At 68.3% G+C, this 26,064-nt stretch carries 18 protein-coding genes and 1 tRNA gene; 3 read left to right on the top strand and 16 right to left on the bottom strand.

From position 1 onward, the window contains the following. Positions 1-6: 6 nt before the first annotated feature. Positions 7-3,897, bottom strand: coding sequence for a DNA-directed RNA polymerase subunit beta' (locus LVY72_RS06460; RefSeq protein ID WP_237818892.1), 3,891 nt, complete (start codon positions 3,895-3,897; stop codon positions 7-9). 109 nt (positions 3,898-4,006) lie between these two features. Beyond that, a complete protein-coding gene (gene rpoB, locus LVY72_RS06455) occupies positions 4,007-7,525 on the bottom strand; it encodes a DNA-directed RNA polymerase subunit beta (RefSeq protein WP_237818890.1) in 3,519 nt (1,172 codons plus the stop codon). 551 nt (positions 7,526-8,076) lie between these two features. Here rpoB and LVY72_RS06450 point away from each other — a divergent pair. Together LVY72_RS06450 and LVY72_RS06445 are read left to right on the top strand one after the other, a co-directional pair. Further along, on the top strand, positions 8,077-9,318 hold the full coding sequence (locus LVY72_RS06450; RefSeq protein ID WP_237818888.1) for an acetyl-CoA C-acetyltransferase: 1,242 nt from the start codon (positions 8,077-8,079) through the stop codon (positions 9,316-9,318). 55 nt (positions 9,319-9,373) lie between these two features. After that, positions 9,374-9,883, top strand: a complete 510-nt coding sequence (locus tag LVY72_RS06445; protein ID WP_237818886.1) for an aminoacyl-tRNA deacylase — start codon at positions 9,374-9,376, stop codon at positions 9,881-9,883. A 74-nt stretch (positions 9,884-9,957) separates the two neighbouring features. On the opposite strand, the gene rplL is transcribed toward LVY72_RS06445, so the two are convergent. From rplL to LVY72_RS06385, 12 genes are all read right to left on the bottom strand, one after another. Continuing rightward, positions 9,958-10,335, bottom strand: a complete 378-nt coding sequence (rplL, locus tag LVY72_RS06440; protein WP_237818884.1) for a 50S ribosomal protein L7/L12 — start codon at positions 10,333-10,335, stop codon at positions 9,958-9,960. A gap of 90 nt (positions 10,336-10,425) precedes the next feature. After that, entirely contained in the window at positions 10,426-11,013 is a 588-nt protein-coding gene (gene rplJ / locus LVY72_RS06435) for a 50S ribosomal protein L10 (RefSeq protein WP_237818882.1), read from the bottom strand. Positions 11,014-11,308: 295 nt separating this feature from the next. Continuing rightward, positions 11,309-12,556 carry an MFS transporter gene (locus tag LVY72_RS06430; protein WP_237818880.1) on the bottom strand — a complete coding sequence of 416 codons (1,248 nt, stop codon included), beginning with the start codon at positions 12,554-12,556 and terminating at the stop codon, positions 11,309-11,311. Continuing rightward, entirely contained in the window at positions 12,553-13,308 is a 756-nt protein-coding gene (gene narI, locus LVY72_RS06425) for a respiratory nitrate reductase subunit gamma (protein ID WP_237818878.1), read from the bottom strand. The genes LVY72_RS06430 and narI overlap by 4 nt, the downstream gene beginning before the upstream one ends. A 2-nt stretch (positions 13,309-13,310) precedes the next feature. Continuing rightward, positions 13,311-13,964, bottom strand: a complete 654-nt coding sequence (narJ, locus tag LVY72_RS06420; protein ID WP_237818876.1) for a nitrate reductase molybdenum cofactor assembly chaperone — start codon at positions 13,962-13,964, stop codon at positions 13,311-13,313. Next, a complete protein-coding gene (narH, locus tag LVY72_RS06415; RefSeq protein WP_237818874.1) occupies positions 13,961-15,751 on the bottom strand; it encodes a nitrate reductase subunit beta in 1,791 nt (596 codons plus the stop codon). The genes narJ and narH overlap by 4 nt, the downstream gene beginning before the upstream one ends. Beyond that, positions 15,751-19,488 (bottom strand): nitrate reductase subunit alpha, encoded by a 3,738-nt coding sequence (locus LVY72_RS06410; protein ID WP_372463677.1) that lies wholly within the window; start codon positions 19,486-19,488, stop codon positions 15,751-15,753. The genes narH and LVY72_RS06410 overlap by 1 nt, the downstream gene beginning before the upstream one ends. A 128-nt stretch (positions 19,489-19,616) precedes the next feature. Continuing rightward, entirely contained in the window at positions 19,617-20,324 is a 708-nt protein-coding gene (gene rplA / locus LVY72_RS06405) for a 50S ribosomal protein L1 (RefSeq protein ID WP_237818872.1), read from the bottom strand. A 136-nt stretch (positions 20,325-20,460) separates the two neighbouring features. Further along, a complete protein-coding gene (gene rplK / locus LVY72_RS06400) occupies positions 20,461-20,892 on the bottom strand; it encodes a 50S ribosomal protein L11 (protein WP_237818870.1) in 432 nt (143 codons plus the stop codon). Positions 20,893-21,018: 126 nt separating this feature from the next. Next, a complete protein-coding gene (nusG, locus tag LVY72_RS06395; RefSeq protein WP_237818868.1) occupies positions 21,019-21,888 on the bottom strand; it encodes a transcription termination/antitermination protein NusG in 870 nt (289 codons plus the stop codon). Between the two features lie 97 nt (positions 21,889-21,985). Further along, positions 21,986-22,255 (bottom strand): preprotein translocase subunit SecE, encoded by a 270-nt coding sequence (gene secE, locus LVY72_RS06390; protein ID WP_237818866.1) that lies wholly within the window; start codon positions 22,253-22,255, stop codon positions 21,986-21,988. Positions 22,256-22,396: 141 nt separating this feature from the next. Beyond that, a tRNA-Trp gene (locus tag LVY72_RS06385) sits at positions 22,397-22,469 on the bottom strand. Between the two features lie 326 nt (positions 22,470-22,795). Here LVY72_RS06385 and LVY72_RS06380 point away from each other — a divergent pair. Then, positions 22,796-24,016 carry a pyridoxal phosphate-dependent aminotransferase gene (locus LVY72_RS06380; RefSeq protein WP_237818864.1) on the top strand — a complete coding sequence of 407 codons (1,221 nt, stop codon included), beginning with the start codon at positions 22,796-22,798 and terminating at the stop codon, positions 24,014-24,016. A 55-nt stretch (positions 24,017-24,071) separates the two neighbouring features. Here the strand turns inward: LVY72_RS06380 and LVY72_RS06375 are convergent, their stop codons facing one another. Beyond that, positions 24,072-24,722, bottom strand: a complete 651-nt coding sequence (locus LVY72_RS06375) for a LuxR C-terminal-related transcriptional regulator (RefSeq protein ID WP_237818861.1) — start codon at positions 24,720-24,722, stop codon at positions 24,072-24,074. After that, positions 24,719-26,011: an ATP-binding protein gene (locus tag LVY72_RS06370; RefSeq protein WP_237818859.1), complete on the bottom strand. Its 1,293-nt coding sequence runs from the start codon at positions 26,009-26,011 to the stop codon at positions 24,719-24,721. Before LVY72_RS06370 ends, LVY72_RS06375 begins: the two co-directional genes overlap by 4 nt. Between the last annotated feature and the right edge of the window lie 53 nt (positions 26,012-26,064).

Here is a 26,064-nt window from a genome sequence, read left to right as displayed (position 1 = left end):
TAGGGGTCAGCGGTATTCGTTGCCGATGTCGTAGTCATCCAGCGGGATGGCGTGGAACTCCGGCGACAGGCCGCCGTCGACTCCGGGGTAGTCGAAGTCGCTGAACGCGCTCGGACCGGTGAAGAGGTTCGCCTTCGCTTCCTCGGTCGGCTCCACCGCCACATTGTTGTAGCGGTCCAGGCCGGTACCGGCCGGGATGAGCTTACCGATGATGACGTTCTCCTTCAGGCCCAGCAGCGGATCGCTCTTGCCCTCCATGGCCGCCTGGGTCAGCACGCGGGTGGTCTCCTGGAAGGAGGCCGCGGACAGCCAGGACTCGGTCGCCAGCGACGCCTTGGTGATGCCCATGAGCTCGTCACGGCCGTTGGCCGGCTGCTTGCCCTCGGACACCGCCTTGCGGTTCTCGGCCTGGAAGCGGCTGCGCTCGGCCAGTTCGCCCGGCAGCAGGTCCGTTTCGCCGGACTCGATGACCGTGACGCGGCGCAGCATCTGGCGGACGATGACCTCCACGTGCTTGTCGTGGATGCCAACACCCTGGCTGCGGTACACGCCCTGGACCTCGTCCACCAGGAACTTCTGGGCCTGGCGCGGGCCGAGGATGCGCAGCACCTGCTTCGGGTCCTTGGCACCGGTCACCAGCTGCTGGCCGACATCCACATGGTCGCCGTCGGCGACCAGCAGGCGGGCGCGGCGCAGCACCGGGTAGGCGATCTCCTCGGAACCGTCATCGGGGGTGACGATGACGCGCATCTGGCGCTCGCCGTCCTCGATGCTGATCCGGCCGGCCACCTCGGCCAGCGGGGCGACGCCCTTGGGGGTACGCGCCTCGAAGAGCTCCTGGATACGGGGCAGACCCTGGGTGATATCTTCCGCGGAGGCGACGCCGCCGGTGTGGAAGGTACGCATGGTCAGCTGGGTGCCGGGCTCGCCGATCGACTGGGCGGCGATGATGCCCACGGCCTCGCCGATGTCCACCGTCTTGCCGGTGGCCAGCGAACGGCCGTAGCACAGCGCACAGGTTCCGACGGCGGATTCGCAGGTGAGCACGGAGCGCACCTTGATCTCGGTGATGCCGGCGTTGAACAGCTGGTCGATCAGCACGTCGCCGACATCGGAACCGGCCGGAGCCAGCACGTTGCCCTCGGCGTCCAGCACGTCCGTGGCCAGCGTGCGGGCGTAGGCGGAGTTCTCCACCTCTTCATGCAGGTGCAGCTCGCCGTTGGCGTCCACCACCGCAATCGGAGTGACCAGGCCGCGCTCGGTGCCGCAGTCCTCTTCGCGCACGATGACGTCCTGCGACACGTCCACCAGACGGCGGGTCAGGTAACCCGAGTTGGCGGTACGCAGGGCGGTATCGGCCAGCCCCTTACGGGCACCGTGGGTCGCGATGAAGTACTCCAGCACCGACAGGCCCTCGCGGTAGGAGGACTTGATCGGACGCGGGATGATTTCACCCTTCGGGTTGGCCACCAGACCGCGGATACCGGCGATCTGCCGGACCTGCAGCCAGTTACCACGGGCGCCCGAGGACACCATGCGGTTGATGGTGTTGCCCTTGGTCAGGCTCTTGCGCATCGCGTCGGCAACCTCGTTGGTCGCCTTGTTCCAGATGTCGATCAGTTCCTGGCGCCGTTCCTCGTCGGCGATCAGGCCCTTGCCGTACTGGGACTCGACCTTGGCGGCCTGGGCTTCGTAGACCTCCATGATGGCGGCCTTCTCGGCCGGGGCGGCAATGTCCGAAATGGCCACGGTCACGCCCGAACGGGTCGCCCAGTAGAAACCGGCGTCCTTCAGGTTGTCCAGCGTGGCCGCGGTGACCACCTTCGGGTAGCGCTCGGCGAGGTCGTTGACGATCGCCGAGAGCTGGCCCTTGTCCGCCACACGCTCCACCCACGGGTAGTCCGCCGGCAGGGTCTCGTTGAAGACGACCTGGCCGAGCGAGGTTTCGATCAGCGCAGGCTGGCCTTCTTCCCAGCCCTCGGGAGCCGGCTGGTCCCCGCTCGGCACGAAGCCGGGCACGCGGATCTTCACCACGGCGTTCAGGTGCAGCTCGCCGGCGTCGTGCGCCATGATGGCCTCGGCCGGGGACGCGAACACGCGGCCCTCGCCCACAGCACCCTCGCGCTTGGTGGTCAGGTGGTGCAGGCCGATGATCATGTCCTGCGAGGGCAGGGTCACCGGACGGCCGTCCGACGGCTTGAGGATGTTGTTCGAGGACAGCATCAGGATGCGCGCCTCAGCCTGGGCTTCGGGGCTCAGCGGCAGGTGCACTGCCATCTGGTCGCCGTCGAAGTCGGCGTTGAACGCACCACAGACCAGCGGGTGCAGCTGCAGGGCCTTGCCCTCGACCAGCTGCGGCTCGAAGGCCTGGATGCCCAGGCGGTGCAGGGTTGGTGCCCGGTTGAGCAGCACCGGGTGCTCGGTGATGATCTCCTCGAGCACGTCCCACACCTGCGGACGGTAGCGTTCGACCATGCGCTTGGCGCTCTTGATGTTCTGCGCGTGGTTCAGGTCCACCAGGCGCTTCATCACGAACGGCTTGAACAGCTCCAGCGCCATCTGCTTGGGCAGGCCGCACTGGTGCAGCTTCAGCTGCGGGCCGACCACGATCACGGAACGACCGGAGTAGTCCACGCGCTTGCCCAGCAGGTTCTGGCGGAAGCGGCCCTGCTTGCCCTTGAGCATGTCGGACAGCGACTTCAGCGGACGGTTGCCCGGACCGGTGACCGGACGGCCGCGGCGGCCGTTGTCGAAGAGCGAGTCCACAGCTTCCTGCAGCATGCGCTTTTCGTTGTTGACGATGATCTCCGGGGCGCCGAGGTCAAGCAGGCGCTTGAGCCGGTTGTTGCGGTTGATCACGCGGCGGTACAGGTCGTTCAGGTCCGAGGTGGCGAAGCGGCCGCCGTCGAGCTGGACCATCGGGCGCAGTTCCGGCGGGATCACCGGGACGGCGTCCAGCACCATGCCCAGCGGGCTGTTGGTGGTGGTCAGGAAGGCGTTGACCACCTTCAGGCGCTTCAGGGCCCGGGTCTTGCGCTGGCCCTTGCCGTTCTTGATCACATCGCGCAGCGACTCGGCCTCGGCCACCATGTCGAAGCTCTCGAGGCGCTTCTTGATCGCCTCGGCGCCCATGGAGCCCTCGAAGAACAGGCCGTAGCGGTCGCGCAGCTCGCGGTACAGGCCCTCGTCGCCTTCCAGGTCGGCGACCTTGAGGTTCTTGAAGCGGTCCCAGACCTGCTCGAGCCGGTCGATGTCGGCATCGGCGCGCTTGCGGATGTTGGCCATCTGGCGGTCCGCCGAGTCGCGGGCCTTCTTCTTGTCGGCGGCCTTGGCGCCCTCGCCCTCGAGCCGGGCCAGTTCGTCCTCGAGGTCGCGGGCGATGGCGGCGATGTCGGCATCGCGCGTATCGCCCAGCTGCTTCTTCTCCAGGTCATGCTGGGCCTGCAGGTTCGGCAGTTCCTCGTGGCGGCGCTGCTCGTCCACGCTGGTGATCATGTAGGCGGCGAAGTAGATGACCTTCTCCAGGTCCTTCGGCGCCAGGTCCAGCAGGTAGCCCAGACGGGACGGGACACCCTTGAAGTACCAGATGTGCGTGACCGGGGCGGCCAGCTCAATGTGGCCCATGCGCTCGCGCCGGACCTTGGCGCGGGTGACCTCGACGCCGCAGCGCTCGCAAATGATGCCCTTGAAGCGCACGCGCTTGTACTTGCCGCAGTAGCATTCCCAGTCCCGGGACGGGCCGAAGATCTTCTCGCAGAAGAGGCCGTCCTTCTCGGGCTTGAGCGTGCGGTAGTTGATGGTTTCCGGCTTCTTGACCTCGCCGTAAGACCAGTCACGGATTTCTTCCGCGGTGGCAAGGCCGATTCGCATGAGGCCGAAGGAGGATTCGCTGGACATATGGTCCCTGTTCTCTCTTGTTCTCTAAATCTGAAAGTCTGTGCGGGTGGCGGGAAGAGGGGTCGGCTCTCCGGCCGGTGCCGCGGCGGGCACCGGCCGGAGCGGCGCTTTAGACCTCTTCGACAGAACTCGGCTCGGCCCGGGAGAGGTCGATGCCCAGTTCTTCCGCGGCCCGGAAGACTTCATCATCCGAGTCACGCATCTCGATCGTGGTGCCGTCGGTGGAGAGGACTTCCACGTTCAGGCACAGCGACTGCATTTCCTTGATCAGCACCTTGAAGGACTCCGGAACACCCGGCTCGGGGATGTTCTCGCCCTTGACGATCGCCTCGTAGACCTTCACACGGCCGTGGATGTCGTCGGACTTGATCGTCAGCAGTTCCTGCAGGGTGTACGCGGCACCGTAGGCCTCCAGGGCCCACACTTCCATTTCGCCGAAGCGCTGGCCGCCGAACTGTGCCTTACCGCCCAGCGGCTGCTGGGTGATCATCGAGTACGGTCCGGTGGAGCGGGCGTGGATCTTGTCGTCCACCAGGTGGTGCAGCTTCAGGATGTACATGTAGCCCACGGAGATCGGGTCCGGGAACGGGTCGCCGGAGCGGCCGTCGAACAGCCGGGCCTTGCCCGAGGAACCGATCAGGCGCTCGCCGTCGCGGGTCGGGTTGGTCGCGTCCAGGAGGTTGGTGATCTCGTTCTCGCTGGCGCCGTCGAACACCGGGGTGGCAACCGTCGTCGGGCCGGTCTGGCGCGGCAGGTTGGGCAGGTTGCTGACCCACTCCGGGTTGCCTTCGATGTTCCAGCCCTGCTTGGCGGCCCAGCCGAGGTGGATTTCGAGCACCTGGCCCACGTTCATGCGGCCCGGGACACCCAGCGGGTTCAGCACGATGTCCACCGGGGTGCCGTCTTCCAGGAACGGCATGTCCTCCAGCGGCAGGATCTTGGAGATGACGCCCTTGTTGCCGTGGCGGCCGGCCAGCTTGTCGCCGTCGGTGATCTTGCGCTTCTGGGCCACGTAGACGCGGACCAGCTGGTTCACGCCCGGGGGCAGCTCGTCGTCGTTGTCGCGGTCGAAGATGCGCACGCCGATGACGGTTCCGGACTCGCCGTGCGGAACCTTCAGGGAGGTGTCGCGGACTTCGCGGGACTTCTCGCCGAAGATGGCGCGCAGCAGGCGCTCCTCCGGGGTCAGCTCGGTTTCGCCCTTCGGGGTCACGCGGCCGACCAGGATGTCCCCAGCCTCGACCTCGGCACCGATGTGGATGATGCCGCGCTCGTCCAGCTGGGCCAGCACTTCCTCGCTCACATTGGGGATGTCGCGGGTGATTTCCTCGGCACCGAGCTTGGTGTCGCGGGCATCGACCTCGTGCTCCTCGATGTGGATCGAGGTCAGCAGGTCATCCGAGACGACGCGCTGGGACAGGATGATCGCGTCCTCGTAGTTGTGGCCTTCCCAGGACATGAACGCGACCAGCAGGTTCTTGCCCAGCGCCAGCTCGCCCTGGTCCGTGGACGGGCCGTCGGCGATGATGCTGCCGACCTCGAGCCGCTGGCCCTCGGAAACCAGCACCCGCTGGTTGTACGCGTTGCCCTGGTTGGAACGGGCGAACTTCATGATCGGGTAGTGCGTCATGGTGCCGTCGTCGTTCAGGGTCGTGACCAGGTCGGCCGAGACCTCGTTGACCACGCCGGCCTTGGCGGCGACCACCGAGTCCCCGGCGTCGACCGCGGCGTAGCGCTCCATGCCGGTACCGACCAGCGGGGCCTCCGAACGCAGCAGCGGCACGGCCTGGCGCTGCATGTTGGCACCCATGAGCGCGCGGTTGGCGTCGTCGTGCTCCAGGAACGGGATCAGGGCGGTGGCCACCGACACCATCTGGCGCGGGGACACGTCCATGTAGTCGACCTCGTCCGCCGGGGTCAGCACCGGCTCGCCGCCGCCGCCGCGCTCGCGGCTGAGCACGAGGTCCTCAACGAAGCGGTTGCCCTCGTCCAGCGGCGCGTTGGCCTGGGCGATCACGCACTCGATCTCGTCGTCGGCGGTCAGGTAGTCGATCTGGTCCGTGACGACGCCGTTGACAACCTTCCGGTACGGCGTCTCGATGAACCCGAAGGCGTTGATCCGGCCGTAGGAGGCGAGCGAGCCGATCAGGCCGATGTTCGGGCCTTCAGGGGTTTCGATCGGGCACATGCGGCCGTAGTGCGACGGGTGCACGTCACGGACTTCCATGCCGGCACGGTCGCGGGACAGGCCGCCCGGGCCGAGCGCGGAGAGGCGGCGCTTGTGGGTCAGGCCGGCCAGCGGGTTGTTCTGGTCCATGAACTGGGACAGCTGCGAGGTTCCGAAGAACTCCTTGATCGCTGCCACGACCGGGCGGATGTTGATCAGGGTCTGCGGCGTGATCGCCTCGACGTCCTGGGTGGTCATCCGCTCGCGGACCACGCGCTCCATGCGGGACAGGCCGGTGCGGACCTGGTTCTCGATCAGTTCGCCGACCGCGCGGATGCGCCGGTTGCCGAAGTGGTCGATGTCGTCGATCTCGACGCGGATCTCATGGTCCGCGCCGTCGCGCTTGCCCGTGATGGCCTTCTCGCCGGCGTGCAGGGCGACCAGGAACTTGATCATGGCGACGATGTCGTCGATGTGCAGCACCGAGGCGTCGGCGTCGTCCAGGGACTTGTCGATGCCCAGCTTGCGGTTGATCTTGTACCGGCCGACCTTGGCCAGGTCGTAGCGCTTGGCGTTGAAGTACAGGTTGTCCAGCAGGGTCTGCGCGGCTTCGACCGTCGGCGGCTCGCCCGGGCGCAGCTTGCGGTAGATGTCCAGGAGTGCGTCTTCCTGGGTCTCCGTGGTGTCCTTCTCCAGGGTGGCCCGGATGGAGTCATACTCGCCGAAGGTCTCCAGGATCTGGCCCTCGGTCCAGCCCAGGGCCTTCAGCAGCACGGTGACCGACTGCTTGCGCTTGCGGTCGAGGCGCACGCCGACCTGGTCCCGCTTGTCGATCTCAAGCTCGAACCAGGCGCCGCGGGAAGGAATGATCTTGGCGGTGAAGATGTCCTTGTCGCTGGTCTTGTCCGCGGTGCGCTCGAAGTAGGCGCCCGGGGAGCGGACCAGCTGGGAGACGACCACGCGCTCGGTGCCGTTGATGACGAAGGTGCCCTTGTCGGTCATCAGCGGGAAGTCGCCCATGAACACGGTCTGCTGCTTGATTTCGCCCGTGTTGTTGTTCATGAACTCGGCCTTGACGTACAGCGGGGCGGCGTACGTGGCGTCGCGGTCCTTGCACTCGGCCATGGTGTACTTCGGATCCGCGAACTCCGGGTCCGAGAAGCTCAGGGACATGGTGCCCTGGAAGTCCTCGATCGGGGAAATCTCTTCGAAGATGTCGGCCAGCCCGGAGGTGGTGGCCACACCCTGGCGGCCCTCTTCCTGTGCCTGGGCGACGCGCGCCTTCCAACGCTCGTTGCCGACCAGCCAGTCGAAGCTGTGGGTCTGAAGGGCGAGGAGATTCGGAACATCCAGCGGTTCGTGAATCTTGGCGAATGAGAGCCTGCGGGTTGCGCCGTCGTTCGACGACGCGTCAAGCAGGCTGTTAGCGGTATCAGTATTAGAGGTGCTCGAGGCGACCAAGAGGGATCCTTCCACAGACCTTCAGGCTTGTCCTGCGCTTCCGCACCGCCGGAGCCGGGTAACCGGCACCAGCCAACCTGGTGGATCCGCTATATGATCCGCACCCGCCGGTGTCCTGTTAAATACAGGAAGGCGTGGCAAAGCCCACCGCTATATGAAGGCCGAAGGTTAAGAGGGAAGACGCAAACAACAAGATTATCCCGTCCCACCAAATTTGTCCAACAGTGGGCAGGATAGCGCTCGATCCCCGTTCCGGCAAGAGTTTTACCGGCAGGATTTTCCTTCGGCCCGGCCTGCGCTGCCTCCCCGTGGCCTCCCCCGGACCTGCCTGGCCGCAACAACCCTCATCCTACACCGCTCCGGTACGGCCCTGGCCCGGCTGCGGCGACGGCTGCCACGGCCGCAGCGGCGGGATCATTTGTCCGGCGTGCGGCGTTATGCCTATAGGCCGCCAGCCGGTCCACCGGTGCACACGGTCCGTACGGGCCGGTAGCCTGTTGACGGGGACGGTCCCCGGCACGACGGAACGATGAAAGCGAGCGGGATTCGAAATGACTGAGAACCTGGCCACGGCCCCGGAGAACCGCGGGGACCGGACCGGCACGGCCGGCCGCGGCGATGTGGTCATCCTGGGCGGCGCCCGGACCCCCACCGGCCGGCTGAACGGACAGCTGGCGGGGTTCACCGCGGTCCAGTTGGGAGCCAAGGCCATCGCCGCGGCGATCGAACGCGCCGGGGTCGCCCCGGAGCAGGTGGACGCCGTCATCATGGGCCATGTGGTGCAGGCGGGAACCGGGCAGAACCCGGCCCGGCAGAGTTCGGTCGGCGCCGGCCTGGGCTGGAACGTCCCCACCGTCACGATCAACAAGGTCTGCCTTTCCGGCCTGGCCGCCGTCACCGATGCGGCCCGGCTGATCCGGGCCGGCGAGGCCGAAGTGGTCGTCGCCGGCGGGCAGGAATCCATGACCAACGGACCGCACCTGCTGCCCGGCTCCCGGCAGGGCTGGACCTACGGGAACATTACCGCTCTCGATTCCGTGGCCCACGACGGGCTGACCGACGCCTTCGACCACGAATCCATGGGCGCCTCGACGGAACGGCGGAACACCGAACTGAACATTGGGCGCACCGCCCAGGACGAGGTCGCGGCGGCCTCGCACCAGCGCGCCGCGGCCGCCCAGGCGGCCGGCATCCTGGCGGAGGAGATCGTCCCCGTCAAGGTCCCGCAGCGCAAGGGCGCCGTCCTGGAGGTGGCCGACGACGAAGGCATCCGGCCGCAGACCACCGTGGAGACGCTGGCACCGCTGCGCCCGGCCTTCGCCCAGGACGGCACCATCACCGCCGGCAACTCTTCCCCGCTGTCCGACGGCGCGGCCGCCGTGGTCCTGGCCACCCGCGGATTCGCCGAGGACCACGGGCTGGACTGGCTCGCCGTCGTCGGCAAGCCCGGACAGGTGGCCGGGCCGGACACCTCCCTGCAGTCCCAGCCTTCGAACGCCATCAACCAGGCGCTCGCGCGTGCCGGCTGGACGGTGGCGGAGCTGGACTTCATCGAGATCAACGAGGCTTTCGGGGCCGTGGCCGTGCAGTCGCTGAAGGACCTGGACTACCCGCTGGAGAAGTGCAACATCCACGGCGGGGCGATCGCCCTGGGCCACCCGATCGGCGCCTCCGGGGCCCGGCTGGCCCTGCATGCGGCCTACGAACTCAGGCGCCGCGGCGCGGGCAAGGCGGCGGTGTCGCTGTGCGGCGGCGGCGGCCAGGGCGAGGCGCTGCTGCTCTACCGCGACTAAGCCAAAGCCGGCGGCCCGCCGGAATACCAGCGGGCCGCCGGGCCTTGTACCCGGTATGCAGACAGAGCCAACAGTCCAGACAACAGATCCGGCCGCTGCCCCGGGGCTGGTGCGGTTCCTGGCCGGCGCCCGCAGCCTCGGACTGGCGGTGCAGGTGGCCGAGCGGCCCCGCGCGCACAGCCTGCACGAGGCAGCCCGGCTGCTCGGCATCGACCCGGAGGACATCGTGAAGTCCCTGGTGGTCAAGCACAAGGATGGATCGTTCCTGTTCGCGCTCGTTCCCGGCGGCCGGCAGATTTCCTGGCCGAAGCTGCGGGCCCTGCTGCAGGTGAACAAGCTGTCGCTGCCGCCGGCCGATACCGCCTTCGAGGCCACCGGGTACCGGCGCGGCACCATCACCCCGGTGGGCAGCAGCACGGCCTGGCCGGTGTACGCCGACGCCGCCATCGCCGGCCGGCGGATTTCGCTCGGCGCCGGGGAACACGGGTACTCCGCCTTCGTGGCCGCCGACGAACTCCTCGCCGCCCTCGGGGCCACCGTGGCCGATATCAGCCAGCCGGAGTAGCCACTGCGCTCCCCCAGACAGCGAAAGAGCCCCGCACCAATCGGTGCGGGGCTCTTTGCAGTGAAGCGCGAAGCTTACTTGAGGGTGACGGTGGCGCCGGCAGCCTCGAGAACTTCCTTGGCCTTCTCGGCAGCTTCCTTGGTGGCGCCTTCGAGGACAGCCTTCGGAGCACCGTCGACCAGGTCCTTGGCTTCCTTCAGGCCCAGGGAAGTCAGGGCGCGGACTTCCTTGATCACTGCGATCTTCTTGTCGCCGGCAGCTTCGAGGATGACGTCGAAGTCGCTCTTCTCCTCAACGGCCTCTGCAGCGCCGCCGGCAGCCGGGCCGGCAACCGCGACAGCAGCAGCGGTGACGTCGAAGGTCTCTTCGAAGAGCTTCACGAAGTCGGAGAGCTCGATGATGGTCAGTTCCTTGAAAGCTTCAATGAGCTCTTCGTTGCTGAGCTTCGCCATGATGTGGCGTCCTTCCTTTTAAGGTGGTGCGGGTCCGCGCCCGTCAGGGCTGCCGGCCACGCACCGGGAGTTTGGGGTGGGGGAAGAGAATCAGTTCTCTTCGGCAGCAGCCTCGGCTGCTTCTGCAGCGGGAGCTGCTTCGGTCGCCTCTGCAGCCGGAGCTTCCTCGGCTGCGGCGGCCGGAGCCTCGCCGCCGTTCTCCTCGAGCTTGATGCGCAGCGCGTCGACCGTGCGGGCCAGTGCAGACATCGGAGCCTTGAGCACGCCGGCCACGCGGGCCAGCTGGAACTCGCGGGACTCAAGGGCGGCCAGGGCAGCCACACCGGAAGCGTCCAGGGCCTTGCCCTCGAAGAAACCGGTCTTGATGATCAGCTGCGGGTTGGCCTTTGCGAAATCCGTCAGGGACTTTGCTGCTGCAACAGCGTCACCCTTGATGAAGGCGATTGCAGTCGGACCGGCGAGCTGGCCGTCGAACGCGTCGACGCCGGCTTCCTTGGCTGCAATGCCAGTCAGGGTGTTCTTCACGACGGAGAACTTGGTGTCCAGGCCGAGAGATACACGCAGCTCCTTGAGCTGTGCAACGGTAAGCCCGCGGTATTCGGTTAGGACTGCAGCGTTGGATTCCTTGAAATCGTTGGTGATTTCAGCGACCGCTGCCACCTTGTTTGGCGTTGCCATAACCCTCCTTCCGGGGAATAGTGCCGGCCTGAAGGTTCGCGTGCCATAAAAAACGCCCCGGGCAGATGCACGGGGCGGTATCCATTCCGGGCGCATGCGCGCCGCACGGAAGCTGCTTCGTTCACCTGCGCAGGCCGTCCCGGGCACGGGACTCTTCGGTTGATTTTCCCAGTTGTTTTGGGCGGGAACCTCAACGACCGACGGTCTTTGGTAGTCCAAGCTTACGGGACAGTGCGCGCCGGACCAAATCGGGCCCCTGCGGTCCCGGGCCGGGCACCCTGCGGCGCCGGGCACCTTACGACGCCGGGCCGCCGGCGGCCCGGGGGCGCCGTGCGGAACTGCCCTTCATCCGGCTGCCGCTGGCGTGCAGCAGGAACGCGGTGTACAGCAGCGCAGCCAGCGCGGTCCCCGCCAGGAGCAGCAGGCCGATGGCGTAGCTCTTCTCCGCCGCGTTGTAGGTGGCGCCCATGACCAGCGGCGGGAAGTACCCGCCCAGTCCGCCGGCCGCACTGACGATGCCGGTCACCGGTCCGACCTGGCCTGCCGGTGAGCTGGTGCCGACCCAGGCGAACACTCCGCCGGCACCCAGCCCGAGCGCTGCCGCCATGGCCAGGAAGGTCAGGCCGGTGGGGATCTCCCCTTCCGGCTGCAGGTTGACCACGAAGGCCAGCACCGCGACCGCCGACAGCGACAGCAGCACCACCGGCTTAGGTCCGATCCGGTCGGCGAGGATCCCGCCGACCGGCCGGGCCAGCACCGCCGCGAGGGCGAAGCCCGCGGTGCGCGAGCCTGCGCCGGTCAGGTCCATGCCGTAGATGTCGCGCAGGTAGGTGGGCAGGTAGTTGCTGAAGGAGACAAAGCCGCCGAAGAGGATGGCATAGAGGATGCACATTTCCCAGGTCACCCTCAACCGGGCCGCGGCCTTGAGCTTGGGCAGCGCGGGGGTCCGGCTGGGCGTCCAGTCCGGGGCTTCGCGCATCAGGAACCAGACCGCGGCCGCCACCGACAGCAGCAGCACGGCCACGATCAGGTGCGTGGTGAAATACCCGACGCTGCCGACCAGCCGCGGCGTCAGGAAGGCCGAGAGCGCGGTGCCGCCCATGCCGGCGCCGAACACCCCGGTGGCGAAGCCCCGCCGGGACGGCTCGTACCAGCTGCTGACGAAGGGGATGCCGACGGCGAATACCGTTCCGGCCACCCCGAGCAGGAATGCCATGGCCACCAGCAGCGGGTAGGAACCCAGCAGTCCGGCGACGGCCACCAGCAGCACCGCGGGTGCTGTGGCCAGCAGTACGACGGTGAACATGATCCGCCCGCCGTAGCGGTCCGTCAGCGTCCCGGCGACAATCCGGCCCAGCGAGCCGACAAACACCGGCATGGCGACCAGCACCGCCGTCTGGGTGGAGTTCAGCCCCAGCTGCTGGGTGTAGCTCACACCCAGCGGGGCGATGATGGTCCAGCCCCAGAACGCCGTCACCGACGCCGTGGTGGCCAGGACCAGGTTCCGCGTCCTGCCGCCGGCCGCCCGGGACGTAGTGGTCACGGCTGCCGCCGTTCGCGGTCCTTGGTGCCGATCGGCTGCCAGCCCGGGTGCCGGCCGCGGCTGCCTGGCACGGGCTGCCGGTCCCGGCTGCGATAGACGATGTAGGGCCGGAAGAGGTAGTGCAGCGGCGCGGTGAACGCGTGGACCAGCCGGGTGAACGGCCAGATGGCGAACAGCAGCATGCCGACCAGCGTGTGCAGGTGGAAGGCGAACGGCGCCGCGGCCATCGCCGCAACGTCCGGCCGGAAGATGAACAGGGAGCGGAACCACGGGGCCACCGTTTCGCGGTAATTGTGCCCGTGGCCGCCGAGGAAGACGCTGGCGAGGGTGGTCCACAGTCCGAAGGCGATGGCGGCCACCAGGACCACGTACATGGTCTTGTCGTTCCTGGTGGTGGCCATGAACACCGGGCCGGTCCGGCGCCGGCGGTAAATGAGCAGGATGATGCCGCCGAGCGTGCAGACCCCGGCGACGCCGCCGACGAACAGCGCGTTGAAATGGTAGAACTCCTGGCTCATGCCCACCGCCTCGGTCCACGACTTGGGAATGACCAGGCCGAAGAAATGGCCCGCGATCACGGCCAGCAGGCCGAAGTGGAAAACCGGCGAGGCGATGCGCAGCAGCCGGGACTCATACAGCTGCGAAGAGCGGGTGGTCCAGCCGAATTGGTCGTAGCGGTAGCGCCAGATGCTGCCGCCGACCAGGATGGCCACCATGACGTAGGGCAGCACGCCCCAGAGCAGGAAACCCATCGTCACCCTCCCTCGCGCCTTCCCTCATCCCCGCTGCCGGGCCCGTGCAGCGGCAGCAGCCGCGGATCGTACGGTTCCAGCCCGACCTGCTCGGCCGGCGGACCGTAGCCGGCCAGGGCCATCACCGCCTGCCGGTCCGCCGGGGACGGACCGGGCAGCGAGGCGCACACCGCCTGCAGCACGAAGCGGTACACCGACTCCGCCTCCTCCAGCGCCAGCCGCAGCAGCTCCACGCCCGGCCGGTACCGGCGCAGCAGCTCCCTGCCCGCGGCGTAGTCGGCCAGCGCCGCGAATTCCAGCACCATGGGCAGGTAGTCGGGCAGTTCGCGGCGGGTATCGGCCAGGAAGCCGCTCTGCCGGTACGTGCGCTTGAACCCGGCCAGCACCTCGCCGCGGCGGCGCGTGTCCCCGTCGGTCCAGTAGGACAGGTACAGCGCGTGCTTGCGGCTGAGGTCGAAGGTTTCCACGTACTGCCGCTGCAGCTGCCCCGGCGGCCGCCCCGCGAGCCCCTCGGCTGTCCTTCCGGCGAGCGCCGCCTCCGGTCCTGGCTGCTCGGCCAGGGCCCGTTGGATCAGCGGCAGCCGTTCCTGCAGGGCCGGGCCCGGGTAGTCCAGCAGCCATGATGCGGCCTGGTAGAGCACCCGGTGCCGCCTCACCGCTGCTCCCGCGGCCTGTTGTCCTCGTCGTTCCCGCTGGCGCCCGTGGCGTGGTCGCTGGGCCCGGCCGCGTCGGGACTGGGCCCGGCGGTGCCGGCGCCGTCGGCCGGCGAGGCGGTGGCCGGGTGCGGGGTGTCACGCCGCTCGGGGAACATTCCCGGCGGCGTGCCCCGGCCGTCCCAGTTCAGCAGGTTGACCCGTCCGTGCAGCTCACCGGGCTGGACTTCGCCGCTGCCGGTCTGGCGCTGCTTGAGCGCGTGGAAGTTTTCGACGGCGACCGGCACCGGTTTGCCGCTGGCCTCGCCGAAGGCCTCCGAGGGGTACATGCCCGGACCCTGGTCATAGTCCAGGGAGCAGCCCATTTCCTCCAGGTTGTGGGCCTGCTCCACATGGGCCTTCGGGATGACGTAGCGTTCCTGGTATTTGGCGATGGCCATCAACCGGTACATCTCGTACATGGCCGCGGCGTCCATGCCGACGGCGGCGGCGATGGCTTCGTCCGCGCCCTGGCCGAGGGTGATGCCGCGCATGAACGAGCGCATCGCGGCCAGCCGGCGCAGCACGCCGGTGACGATCTGAGTGTCCCCGGCGGTGAACAGCCCGGCCAGGTATTCCACCGGGATGCGCAGCGCCTCGATCGCCCCGAAGAGGTTGCCCGCCTCCTCGGCGTCGTGCCCTTGCCCGCTGAGCAGGTCCACCACCGGCGACAGCGGCGGCACGTACCAGACCATCGGCATGGTGCGGTACTCCGGGTGCAGCGGCAGCGCCACCTGGTACACCTTGGCCAGCCGGTACACCGGCGAGCGCCGGGCCGCCTCCAGCCAGTCCTCGGGGATTCCGCCGGCCCGGGCCGCGGCCGCCACGGCCGGGTCCTCCGGGTCCAGCATCAGGTCCAGCTGCGCCTGGTACAGGTCCTTCTCCGCGGCGGAGGCGGCCTGGGTCACCCGGTCGGCGTCATAGAGGAAAATGCCGATGTAGCGCAGCCGGCCGACGCAGGTTTCGGAGCAGACGGTGGGCAGTCCGATCTCCACCCGCGGGTAGCAGAAGGTGCACTTCTCGGCCTTGCCGGTCTTGTGGTTGAAATAGATCTTCTTGTAGGGGCAGCCGGTCACGCACTGGCGCCAGCCCCGGCAGCGGTCCTGGTCCACCAGCACGATCCCGTCCTCGGTGCGTTTGTAGATGGCGCCGGACGGGCAGGAGGCCATGCAGGAGGGGTTCAGGCAGTGCTCGCAGATCCGCGGCAGATAGAACATGAAGGTCTGTTCGAACTCGAACTTGATCCTGTCCTCGGACTCGCGGCGGACCTGTTCCACCACCGGGTCCAGGTGCCCCAGCTGCGCGGTGCCGCCAAGGTTGTCGTCCCAGTTGGCGGACCATTCGATCCTGGTGTCCTTGCCGGTGATCAGGGATTTCGGCCGCGCCACCGGGAAGTCGTCCCCGAGCGGGGCCTGGACCAGGTTCTGGTAGTCGTAGGTCCACGGCTCGTAGTAGTCCTTCAGCTCGGGCTGGACCGGGCTGGCGAAGAGCCCGAGCAGCTTCTTCAGCCGGCCGCCGCCCCTGAGCCGGAGCCGGCCGCGCCGGTTCAGTTCCCAGCCGCCGCGCCAGCGCGCCTGGTCCTCGTAGCGGCGCGGATACCCCTGCCCGGGACGGGTTTCCACATTGTTGAACCAGACATATTCCACCCCGGCCCGGTTGGTCCAGGCCTGCTTGCACGTCACCGAGCACGTGTGGCAGCCAATGCATTTGTCCAGGTTCATCACCATGCCGACCTGGGCCATGACTTTCATCAGTACTTCACCTCCTGCGAACGCCTGCGGATGGTGGCGACCATGTCCCGCTGGTTGCCGGTGGGGCCCAGGTAGTTGAAGGCGTAGGAGAGCTGGGCGTAGCCGCCGATCAGGTGCGTGGGCTTGACCAGCAGCCGGGTGGCGGAATTGTGGATCCCGCCGCGCCGGCCGGTGGCCTCGGACTTGGGTACGTCGATGGTCCGCTCCTGCGCGTGGTGCACGTAGACGACCCCGGCGGGCATCCGGTGGCTGACGATGGCCCGGCCGACGAAGACGCCGTTGGCGTTGACGCATTCGATCCAGTCGTTGTCCGCCACCGAGATCGCTGACGCGTCCTCGGCGCTGATCCAGCAGGTGGGCCCGCCGCGGGAGAGCGAGAGCATCAGCAGGTTGTCCTGGTACTCGGAGTGGATGGACCATTTGTTGTGCGGGGTCAGGTAGCGCACGGTGATCTCCAAGGCCCCGCCGGCGCCCAGCCGCGGCTCGCCGAACAGGCGGTGCATATCCAGCGGCGGCCGGTAGATGGGCAGTGCCTCCCCCACGTCCCGGATCCAGTCGTGGTCCAGGAAGAAATGCATCCGGCCGGTGAGGGTGTGCCAGGGCTTGAGCCGCTCCACGTTGGTGGTGAACGGGGCGTAGCGGCGGCCGCCGGTTTCCGAGCCGGACCATTCCGGCGATGTGATCACCGGCACCGGCGCGGCCTGGGTGTCGGCGAAGGTGATGTACTTTTCTTCCGAGCCTTCGGCCAGGTCCGCAAGCTTCCGCCCGGTCCGGCGTTCCAGTTCGCGGAAGCCGTGCACCGCCAGTTCGCCGTTGGTGGTGCCGGAGAAGGCCAGGATCGCCTCGGCCAGCTTGGCATCGGTGTCCAGCGCCGGCCGGCCGTCGGCCACCCCGCCGAGCATCACGCCGTTGCGTCCGGACAGCCAGGCCACGGCGTTGTCCAGCTTGTAGGTGATGTTCTTGACTGTGAAGCCCAGGCGGTCCGCCAGCGGCCCGACGGCGGAGAGTTTCTCCGCAATCTTCGTATAGTCCCGTTCGACCAGCGTGAAGGACGGCATGGTCCTGCCCGGCACCGCCGGCGTGCTGCCGTCCCGCCAGTCCCGGACCACGCCGCCGGGCTGGGCAATCTGGCCCGGTGTGTCGTGCTGCAGCGGCACGGCCACCAGGTCCCGCCGGGTGCCCAGGTGAACGGCGGACTGGCGGGAAAGCTCCTCGGCCAGCAGGTGGAACAGTTCGAAGTCGGTCTTGGTCTCCCAGGGCGGATCGATGGCGGGGCTGAAGGCATGCACAAAGGGGTGCATGTCGGTGGAGGACAGGTCGTGCTTTTCGTACCAGGTGGCCGCCGGGAAGACGATGTCCGAGAGCAGCGTGGTCGAGGTCATCCGGAAATCTGCCGAAACCAGCAGGTCCAGCTTGCCTTCGGCGGTCTGCTCGTGCCAGGCCACGTCCCGCGGCCGGTCCATCCCCGCCTCGGCCTCGTTGCCCATCACGTTATGGTGGGTGCCGAGCAGGTTCTTCAGGAAGTATTCGTTGCCCTTGGCCGAGGAACCGAGCAGGTTCGAGCGCCACAGCACCAAGGTCCGCGGCCAGTTGCCCGGCGCGTCCACGTCCTCGACGGCCGGCTTCAGGCGGCCGGTGACCAGTTGGTTGGCCACGTAGCCGGCCGGGTCCTCCGCGACCCCGGCGCCCACCGCCGCCGCGGCCTCGTCCGCCACCTCCAGCGGGTTCCGGTCGAACTGCGGATAGAACGGCATCCAGCCCAGCCGGGCGGAGCGGGAGATGGCATCGGCGGTGTGCAGTCCGTCCAGATGCCCTTCGGCCAGCGGCCAGCTCAGCGACTGCGCCGAATAGCCGTCGTTCCGCCACTGGCCGGTATGCATGTACCAGTAGGACGTGCCGGTCATGGTCCGGGGCGGACGGGACCAGTCCAAGGCGTTGGCCAGCGACACCCATCCGGTGATGGGCCGGGTCTTTTCCTGGCCCACGTAGTGCGCCCAGCCGCCGCCGTTGCGCCCCATCGAGCCGGTCAGCAGCAGCAGCGACAGCACGGCCCGGTAGGTGGCATCGCCGTGGAACCACTGGCAGATGCCGGCTCCCATGATGATCATGGACCTGCCGCCGGACTCCTCCGCGTTCCGGGCGAATTCGCGGGCCACCCGGACGCAGGCGGCCGCCGGAACGGAGGTGATGCCCTCCTGCCACGCCGGAGTGTACGGCGAGCCGCCGTCGTCGTACCCGACAGGCCACTGTCCCGGCAGCCCGGGCCGGCCCACCCCGTACTGGGCCAGCATCAGGTCGAAGACGGTGGTGACCAGCCTGCCGCCGACCTCGCGCACCGGCACACCGCGGTGCAGCACCGTGCCGGAGCCGTCCGGCGCCTCGAAGCACGGCAGCCGCACCTCGCGGACGTCCCCGGAGCCGTCCGGCGCGTACAGGCTCAGGACCGGGTCGGTGCCGGCCAGGTCCAGGTTCCATTTGCCGACCCCGGACGGGCTGTACCGGAAGCCGAGCGAACCGTTGGGCACCATCGGGCTGCCCGTGGCCGCATCCAGCAGCACCGTCTTCCACTGCGCGTCCTCGGTCCCCTCCTGCCCGGGCAGGTCCGCGGCGGTGAGGAACTTGCCCGGCACCAGTCCGTTGCCGTCCGGGGCGGGCACCAGCGTGATCAGGAAGGGCAGGTCCGTGTACCGCTTGACGTAGTCGGTGAAGAAGGGCACCTGCCGGCCCACGAAGAACTCCTGCAGGATCACATGCCCCATCGCCATCGCTAGGGCCGCATCGGTGCCGGCCTGGGCCGGCAGCCAGGCGTCCGCGAACTTCGTGTTGTCCGCATAGTCCGGGCTCACCGTCACCACCTTGGTGCCGCGGTAGCGCACCTCTGCCATCCAGTGGGCGTCCGGGGTGCGGGTCACCGGAACGTTCGACCCCCACATCATCAGGTAGGTGGCGTCCCACCAGTCCCCCGACTCGGGCACGTCGGTCTGGTCCCCGAACACCTGCGGGCTGGCCACCGGCAGGTCCGCGTACCAGTCGTAGAAGGAGGTCATCACGCCGCCGATGAGCTGGATGAACCGGGTCCCCACCGCATGGCTGACCATGGACATGGCCGGGATCGGCGAGAATCCCGCGCAGCGGTCCGGCCCGTAGGTCTTGATCGTGTGCACGTGGGCGGCCGCGGCGATTTCCACGGCCTCGGCCCAACTGATCCGTACCAGCCCGCCCTTGCCGCGCGCCTGCTGGTAGCTTCGCCGCCGCGCCGGATCCGAGACGACGTCGGCCCAGGCCAGGACCGGGTCCTTCAGCCGGGCCTTGGCCTCCCGGTACAGCTCCACCAGCACGCCGCGCCCGTAGGGATAGCGCACCCGGGTCGGCGAATAGGTGTACCAGGAAAAGGCCGCCCCGCGGGGGCAGCCGCGGGGCTCGTATTCCGGCCGGTCGGGCCCGACGGACGGGTAGTCGGTCTGCTGGGCCTCCCAGGTGATGATGCCGTCCTTGACGTACACCTTCCAGGAACACGAGCCGGTGCAGTTCACCCCGTGGGTGGAGCGGACCACCTTGTCATGGCTCCAGCGGTCCCGGTAGAAGGAATCCCCGGCCCGGCCGCCCTGCCGGTAGACCGCCCGCCCGTCGGGGCTTTCGTCCCACCGGGTGAAGAAGCGGCCGACCGCCAGCATCGCATCGGAGGCGCTGCCGTCGGTGCCGTAGGTGCCATCGGAACTGCCAGATCCGGCCGACATGGGTTCACCATACGGAAAGACGCCGGTTCTGGCCAGCGTTCCCGCGGCCGCGGAAAAAACGCAGCGCACACGCAAAAGGGACGGCCGCAGCGCAGTGCTGCGGCCGTCCCCGGCGGTAAAACCGACCCTTAGCTCTCGGTGAGCACCTTGGTCACGTTCGGGTCCACCGGGATACCCGGGCCGAAGGTCGTGGACACGGTGGCCTTCTGGAGGTAGCGGCCCTTGGAAACCGAAGGCTTCAGGCGCAGGACCTCGTCCAGTGCGGCGGCGTAGTTCTCGGCCAGCTTCTTGGCGTCGAAGGAAACCTTGCCGATGATGAAGTGGAGGTTCGAGTGCTTGTCGACGCGGAAGTCGATCTTGCCACCCTTGATATCGGTGACGGCCTTGGCCACGTCGGGGGTCACCGTGCCGGTCTTCGGGTTCGGCATCAGGTTGCGCGGGCCCAGGATCTTGCCCAGCCGGCCGACCTTGCCCATCAGGTCCGGGGTGGCCACGGCGGCGTCGAAGTCGGTCCAGCCGCCCTGGATCCGCTCGATCAGGTCGTCGGAACCAACGAAGTCGGCGCCGGCGTTGATGGCGGCCTCGGCCCGGTCACCGGTCGCGAAGACCAGGACGCGGGCGGTCTTGCCCGTGCCGTGCGGCAGGTTGACGGTGCCGCGGACCATCTGGTCCGCCTTGCGGGGGTCGACGCCCAGGCGGAAGGCCACCTCGACGGTCGCGTCGAACTTGGAAGGATTGCTCTCCTTCGCCAGCGCCACTGCCTCGGCCGGGGCGTACAGCTTGTCCGCCTCGATCTTGGCTACGGCCGCCTCATATGCTTTGCTGCGCTTTGCCATCTGCTTTTTCTCCTTGTGCAGTTGTGGTCTACGGACCGCGCCCGGCCCTGCCACAACGACGCCGGATGCCACCTTGGGTGGCGGAACTCGCCGTCGTAATTGGGTTTTGTCTTGCTTTGTCCTGCCGGCGGGGTAATTAGCCCTCGACGGTGATGCCCATGGAACGGGCGGTGCCGGCGATGATCTTGGCCGCAGCCTTGATGTCGTTGGCGTTGAGGTCTTCCATCTTGGTGCTGGCGATTTCCTCGACCTGCGCCTGGGTCAGCTTGGCAACCTTGACGGTGTGCGGAGTGGCCGAGCCCTTCTGCACGCCGGCAGCCTTCTTGATCAGCTCGGCGGCCGGAGGCGTCTTGGTGACGAAGGTGAACGAACGGTCTTCGTAGACCGTGATCTCCACCGGGATCACGTTGCCGCGCTGGGATTCCGTGGCGGCGTTGTATGCCTTGCAGAATTCCATGATGTTGACACCGTGCTGACCAAGCGCCGGGCCGATCGGAGGTGCCGGGTTGGCGGCGCCTGCCTGGATCTGGAGCTTGATGAGGCCGGTGACCTTTTTCTTGGGGGCCATATCGGGTCCTTCTCTCAAATGCGTACCGCGGGCACAGGAGCGTACCTGCGGTGGTTGGCCGCCATGGCGTGGCGGCCGCCCGCACAGTCCCGGCTAAAGCGACACCGGTCTGCGCGAAGTCTGCGGCTACTGGAGCTTGGTGACCTGGCTGAAGGACAGGGTCACCGGTGTTTCGCGCTCGAAGATGGTGACCAGGACCACCAGCTGCTGGGATTCCGGCTTGATCTCGGAGATCGTTGCCGGCAGCGTCTCGAACGGGCCGTCGTTGACGGTGACGGACTCGCCGATCTCGAAGTCCACCGAGACCGGGGCCGCCGCGGCTGCCTTGGCGGGCTTGCCGGCCGCGGCCGGGGCTGCCACGGTGTGCTCCAGCATGGAGAACACCTCGTTCAGGCTCAGCGGCACCGGGTTGTGCGCATTGCCGACGAACCCGGTGACGCCCGGGGTATGCCGGACGGCGCCCCAGGAGGCGTCCGTCAGGTCCATGCGGACCAGCACGTAGCCGGGGATGCGCACCCGGTTCACGATCTTGCGCGTGGTGTTCTTGATCTCCACGACCTCTTCCATGGGGACCTGGATCTCGAAGATGTAGTCCTCCATGTTCAGGGTCTGGATGCGGGTCTCCAGATTGACCTTCACACGGTTTTCGTAGCCGGCGTAGGAGTGGATGACGTACCAGTCGCCGGGCTGGCGGCGCAGCTTGGTGCGGAAAGCCTCCAGCGGATCTTCCTCGACGGCCGGCTCCGCGGCCGCTTCAGCGGCAGGCTCGGAGGCCTCTTCCGGCTCCTCGTCCGTCCCGGCCTCGTCGCCGGAACCGGCGGCGATGGTGGCCTCGTCGGCGTCGGCCTCGATGGCAGTGTCGGCGTCGTGGGCGGCGTCAGGCTCTGCAACGACGGAAGCCGGCACCTCTTCGGTGCCGGTCACGGTAACCTGCTCCTCGGCTTCCAGATCCGGGTTCTCTTCGGGATTCCGGGATTCGAGTTCCTGGTCGGACACTTAGCTTCCTGCTTTCTTCTTCAGCTCTGTAGATTCGCGTGGCCCGCGGGATGCCGTACCGCTGGCGGCCAGCCGGCACGGCGTCAGGCAAGGGGCGCTACTGTTCAGGTACACCGTCACCGAAAATGAAGAATGCAGCCTGACCGAACACCAGATCCAGTGCCGTCACGATCAGCATCATGACGATCACGAAGCCGATCACGACCAGCGTGTAGTTGAGCAGTTCCTTGCGGGTGGGGGTGACAACCTTCTTGAGTTCGGCGATCACCTGGCGGACGAAGAGCGCGATGCCGGCGAAGAATCCGCGCTTGCCGGACTTTCCGCCCGAGGGACTCCCCTTGGAGCTACTGGCGGCCGTCTCGGTCAACCCATGCCTCACTCATCTGGTCCAGGGCAGCCACCGGACGATTACCTCCGGCTCTGCCCGATTCGTTGCCCGACCGGCGGCGGCTGACGCCGAATGCCGGTCGCGCTTCTGCTGCTCTACCGCGCTGACGACGGTGATGCGCAGGGCAGACAGGACTCGAACCTGCAACCTGCGGTTTTGGAGACCGCTGCGCTACCAATTGCGCCACTACCCTAGGGATGCACTGCCTGCCGGCATCCGTGGGCCCTGTCAGGGGCACGGACCAGCATGGCGTTTTCAGCACCGGAGATCAAGTGTACTTCAGGTTGGCCCCGACGTCGAACCGGACCTCCGTCCGCTTCCGCCGCCTCCGGTTCCCGACCGGGAGGCGGCGACTCTCCATTATGCACGAGTTCTGCACCGGATGCTGCCCACCGCGGCGGCCGCGCCGCGCCTGAGCAGCGCCGCGGCGCGGCAGCAGCGCAGGAAACAGCGGGGGCTAGGCCGTCCCGCTCGCTAGACTGATTGCTGACCACGCTCCACTTCACAGACAGGACTCCCATGCCTGCCCCAGCGCGCATTTCGCAGCGGATCGCTTCCATCGCCGAATCGGCCACCCTGGCCGTGGACGCCAAGGCAAAGGCCCTGAAGGCCGCCGGGCGCCCCGTGATCGGCTTTGGCGCCGGCGAACCGGATTTTCCCACCCCCGGCTACATCGTCGAGGCCGCCATCGAGGCGGCCCGTCAGCCGAGGTTCCACCGCTACTCCCCCGCCGGCGGCCTGCCCGAGCTGAAGCAGGCGATCGCCGCGAAGACGCTGCGCGATTCGGGCTACCAGGCTGAGCCGGCGCAGGTCCTGGTCACCAACGGCGGCAAGCAGGCGGTCTACGAGTCCTTCGCCACCCTGCTGGATCCGGGCGACGAGGTGCTGCTGCCGACCCCGTTCTGGACCACCTACCCGGAAGCGATCCGGCTGGCCGGCGGCGTCCCGGTGGAGGTCTTCGCCGGCCCCGAGCAGGGTTATCTGGTCACCGTGGACCAGTTGGAGGCCGCCCTGACCGAGCGGACCAAGATCCTGCTCTTCGTCTCCCCGTCCAACCCCACCGGCGCGGTGTATTCGCCGGAGCAGGTGCGCGAGATCGGCCAGTGGGCCGCGGCCAAGGGCCTGTGGGTGGTGACCGACGAGATCTACGAGCACCTGACCTACGACGGCATGCCGTTCACCTCCATCGCCACCGCGGTGCCGGAACTGGGCGACAAGGTGGTCATCCTCAACGGCGTGGCCAAGACCTACGCCATGACCGGCTGGCGGGTGGGCTGGATGATCGGCCCGCAGGATGTCATCAAGGCGGCCACAAACCTGCAGTCGCACGCCACCTCCAACGTGTCCAATGTTTCGCAGATGGCCGCCCTGGCCGCCGTGGCCGGACCGCTGACCGCGGTGGACGAGATGAAAGTGGCCTTCGACCGCCGGCGCAAGGCCATAGTCAGCGCGCTCAACGCGATCGAAGGGGTGGACTGCCCGACGCCGAAGGGCGCGTTCTACGCCTACGCCGACGTCCGTGCCCTGCTGAACAAGGAATTCAGCACCCCGAACGGCACGGTGCGGCCGGCCACCTCGGCGGAGCTGGCCGCCCTGATCCTGGACACGGTGGAAGTGGCCGTGGTGCCCGGCGAAGCCTTCGGCCCGTCCGGCTACCTCCGGCTGTCCTACGCCCTGGGCGACGAGGACCTGGCCACCGGCGTCGGCCGCCTGCAGGAGTTCCTCGGCACGGCCAAGTAACACTGCCGCCCCAGCGTGCACAGTCCGCGGGCCCGCCGGGGCGGGCCCGCGGGCATCAGAGGATCCGGCGGTCCACCGCCCAGCGGGTCAGCTCGTGCCGGGACGAGAGCTGGAGCTTGCGCAGCACCGCCGAGACGTGCGTTTCGACCGTCTTGATGGAGATGAACAGTTCCTTGGCCACCTCCTTGTAGCTGTAGCCGCGGGCGATCAGCCGCATCACCTCCAGCTCCCGGGCGGAGAGCTTGTCCAGCTCGTCGTCCACGGCCGCCACCGCCGCGGTGCCGAAGGCATCGAGCACAAAGCCTGCCAGTCGGGGCGAGAACGCCGCGTCGCCGCCGGCGACGCGGACGACGGCGTCGGAAATTTCCGCGCCGGAGACCGTCTTGGTGACGTAGCCCCGGGCCCCGGCCCGGATCACCGACACCACGTCCTCGGCCGAATCGGACACGCTCAGGGCCAGGAACCGGGTGCTGCCCAGCAGGTCAGCGCAGCCTGCCACCACCTCCGCTCCGCCGCCGCCGCGGCCGCCGGGCAGGTGGACATCCAGCAGCACCACGGCCGGGGTGTGCCGGTGGATGGCCGTGATGGCCTCCTCCACGGTGGCCGCCTCGGCCACCACCTGCATCCGGCCGTCCAGGTCCGCCTTGAGGCCGGACCGGAAGATGGCATGGTCATCCACCACCACGATGCTGATGGGTTCGGTCATTGCGTTGTTCCTTCCTCCACATGGTCGAGGCGCAGTTCCACCTCGGTGCCGTTGCCCGTATTGCGGATCCGCGCCGAGCCGCCATGGCGTTCCATCCGCCCGATCAGCGACTCGCGCACCCCGAGGCGGTCCGGCGGGACCTGGGCCAGTTCGAAGCCGGGGCCGCGGTCGCGGACGAAGACCTCGCTGCGCGCGGGCGTCGCCTCCAGGTAGACCGAAACCGTGCCACCGGCATGCTTGGCCGCGTTCTGCACGGCCTCGCGGGTGGCCTGCACCAGCGCCTCGTGCCGGGGTGTCATCGCCGCGTCCCCCACCGCAACCACCTGCACGGGATGCCCGTAGGTGTCCTCGACGTCCGCCGCCACGGCCTTGATCCGGTCCACCAGGTTGCCCTGTTCCTGGCGCCGGTCGCGGTAGAGCCACTCGCGCAGCTCCCGTTCCTGTGCGCGGGCCAGCCGGGTCACATCCTGCTCCGAGGAGGCCCGGTTCTGGATCAGCGCCAGCGTCTGCAGCACAGAGTCATGCAGGTGGGCCGCGATTTCGGCCCGCTCCTGCTCGCGGACGCGTCCGCTACGTTCGGTTTCCAGGTCCCGCCAGTACTTCAGCACCCAGGGCGCCAGCACCAGCAGCACGCCCGCCAGCATGGCCAGGGCCGCCAGCATGGCATGCCACATCTGCTCGAGGCTGCCCGTGCCGGAGACCAGGGGGAAGATCCCGACGACGACCAGCACCAGCCCGGCCACCAGCCGGGCCACGCCCTGGGTGCCGGTGGCACCGGCCCGGTCCATCACCTCGGTCCGGCGCGCGTCGTCCAGCTGCATCCAGGCAATCACGGCCCCGCCGGCGATGGCCAGCAGCGGCAGCCAGGTACCCCAGGCCACGTTGACCCCGGCCATCTGCAGGACGACGGCGGCGGCGGCCAGCAGCAGCGCCCCGCCGATGGCGATTTCCCGGGTACCGGGGCGGAACAGCTGCGCTCCGGCGGAACCGTCGGCCGCGTCCGGACCCGGCCCGCGGCCGAAGCCGCGGGCGAAGTCCCGCTGTACCGCTGCCGGGAGGGAGCCGAGCCGGCGCGGATCGAAGCTGCGCGCGCCGTTGCGCGCGTACTCCTCTGCCGTCGGCACCAGCAGCCAGAGCCAGACGTAGAGCAGGATCCCGGCACCGCCGACAAGCGTGAGCGCGGTCACGCCCAGCCGGCAGACCGTCGTCGAGATGCCCAGATGGCGGGCCAGGCCGCCGCACACGCCGGCGATGACGCGCGCATCGGACCGGACCAAAGGTTCACGCATGGGTTAATCCAAGCATGTCGCGGACCGGCCGGGGCACGCGGCGGGCCGATTCA

Source organism: Arthrobacter hankyongi, assembly GCF_022012395.1.
Taxonomy (GTDB): Bacteria; Actinomycetota; Actinomycetes; order Actinomycetales; family Micrococcaceae; genus Crystallibacter; species Crystallibacter hankyongi.
The sequence above is the reverse complement of the archived record's forward strand: the minus strand, read 5'-3'. Positions and strand labels throughout refer to the sequence as shown.

What these genes read in the sequence shown, in the direction of transcription:
- LVY72_RS06460 (WP_237818892.1), bottom strand. Translation starts at nt 3,897, where the DNA reads ATGTCCAGCGAATCCTCCTTCGGCCTCATGCGAATCGGCCTTGCCACC.
- LVY72_RS06450 (WP_237818888.1), top strand. Translation starts at nt 8,077, where the DNA reads ATGACTGAGAACCTGGCCACGGCCCCGGAGAACCGCGGGGACCGGACC.
- LVY72_RS06445 (WP_237818886.1), top strand. Translation starts at nt 9,374, where the DNA reads ATGCAGACAGAGCCAACAGTCCAGACAACAGATCCGGCCGCTGCCCCG.
- rplL (WP_237818884.1), bottom strand. Translation starts at nt 10,335, where the DNA reads ATGGCGAAGCTCAGCAACGAAGAGCTCATTGAAGCTTTCAAGGAACTG.
- rplJ (WP_237818882.1), bottom strand. Translation starts at nt 11,013, where the DNA reads ATGGCAACGCCAAACAAGGTGGCAGCGGTCGCTGAAATCACCAACGAT.
- narI (WP_237818878.1), bottom strand. Translation starts at nt 13,308, where the DNA reads ATGGGTTTCCTGCTCTGGGGCGTGCTGCCCTACGTCATGGTGGCCATC.
- narH (WP_237818874.1), bottom strand. Translation starts at nt 15,751, where the DNA reads ATGAAAGTCATGGCCCAGGTCGGCATGGTGATGAACCTGGACAAATGC.
- LVY72_RS06410 (WP_372463677.1), bottom strand. Translation starts at nt 19,488, where the DNA reads ATGTCGGCCGGATCTGGCAGTTCCGATGGCACCTACGGCACCGACGGC.
- rplA (WP_237818872.1), bottom strand. Translation starts at nt 20,324, where the DNA reads ATGGCAAAGCGCAGCAAAGCATATGAGGCGGCCGTAGCCAAGATCGAG.
- rplK (WP_237818870.1), bottom strand. Translation starts at nt 20,892, where the DNA reads ATGGCCCCCAAGAAAAAGGTCACCGGCCTCATCAAGCTCCAGATCCAG.
- LVY72_RS06380 (WP_237818864.1), top strand. Translation starts at nt 22,796, where the DNA reads ATGCCTGCCCCAGCGCGCATTTCGCAGCGGATCGCTTCCATCGCCGAA.
- LVY72_RS06375 (WP_237818861.1), bottom strand. Translation starts at nt 24,722, where the DNA reads ATGACCGAACCCATCAGCATCGTGGTGGTGGATGACCATGCCATCTTC.
- LVY72_RS06370 (WP_237818859.1), bottom strand. Translation starts at nt 26,011, where the DNA reads ATGCGTGAACCTTTGGTCCGGTCCGATGCGCGCGTCATCGCCGGCGTG.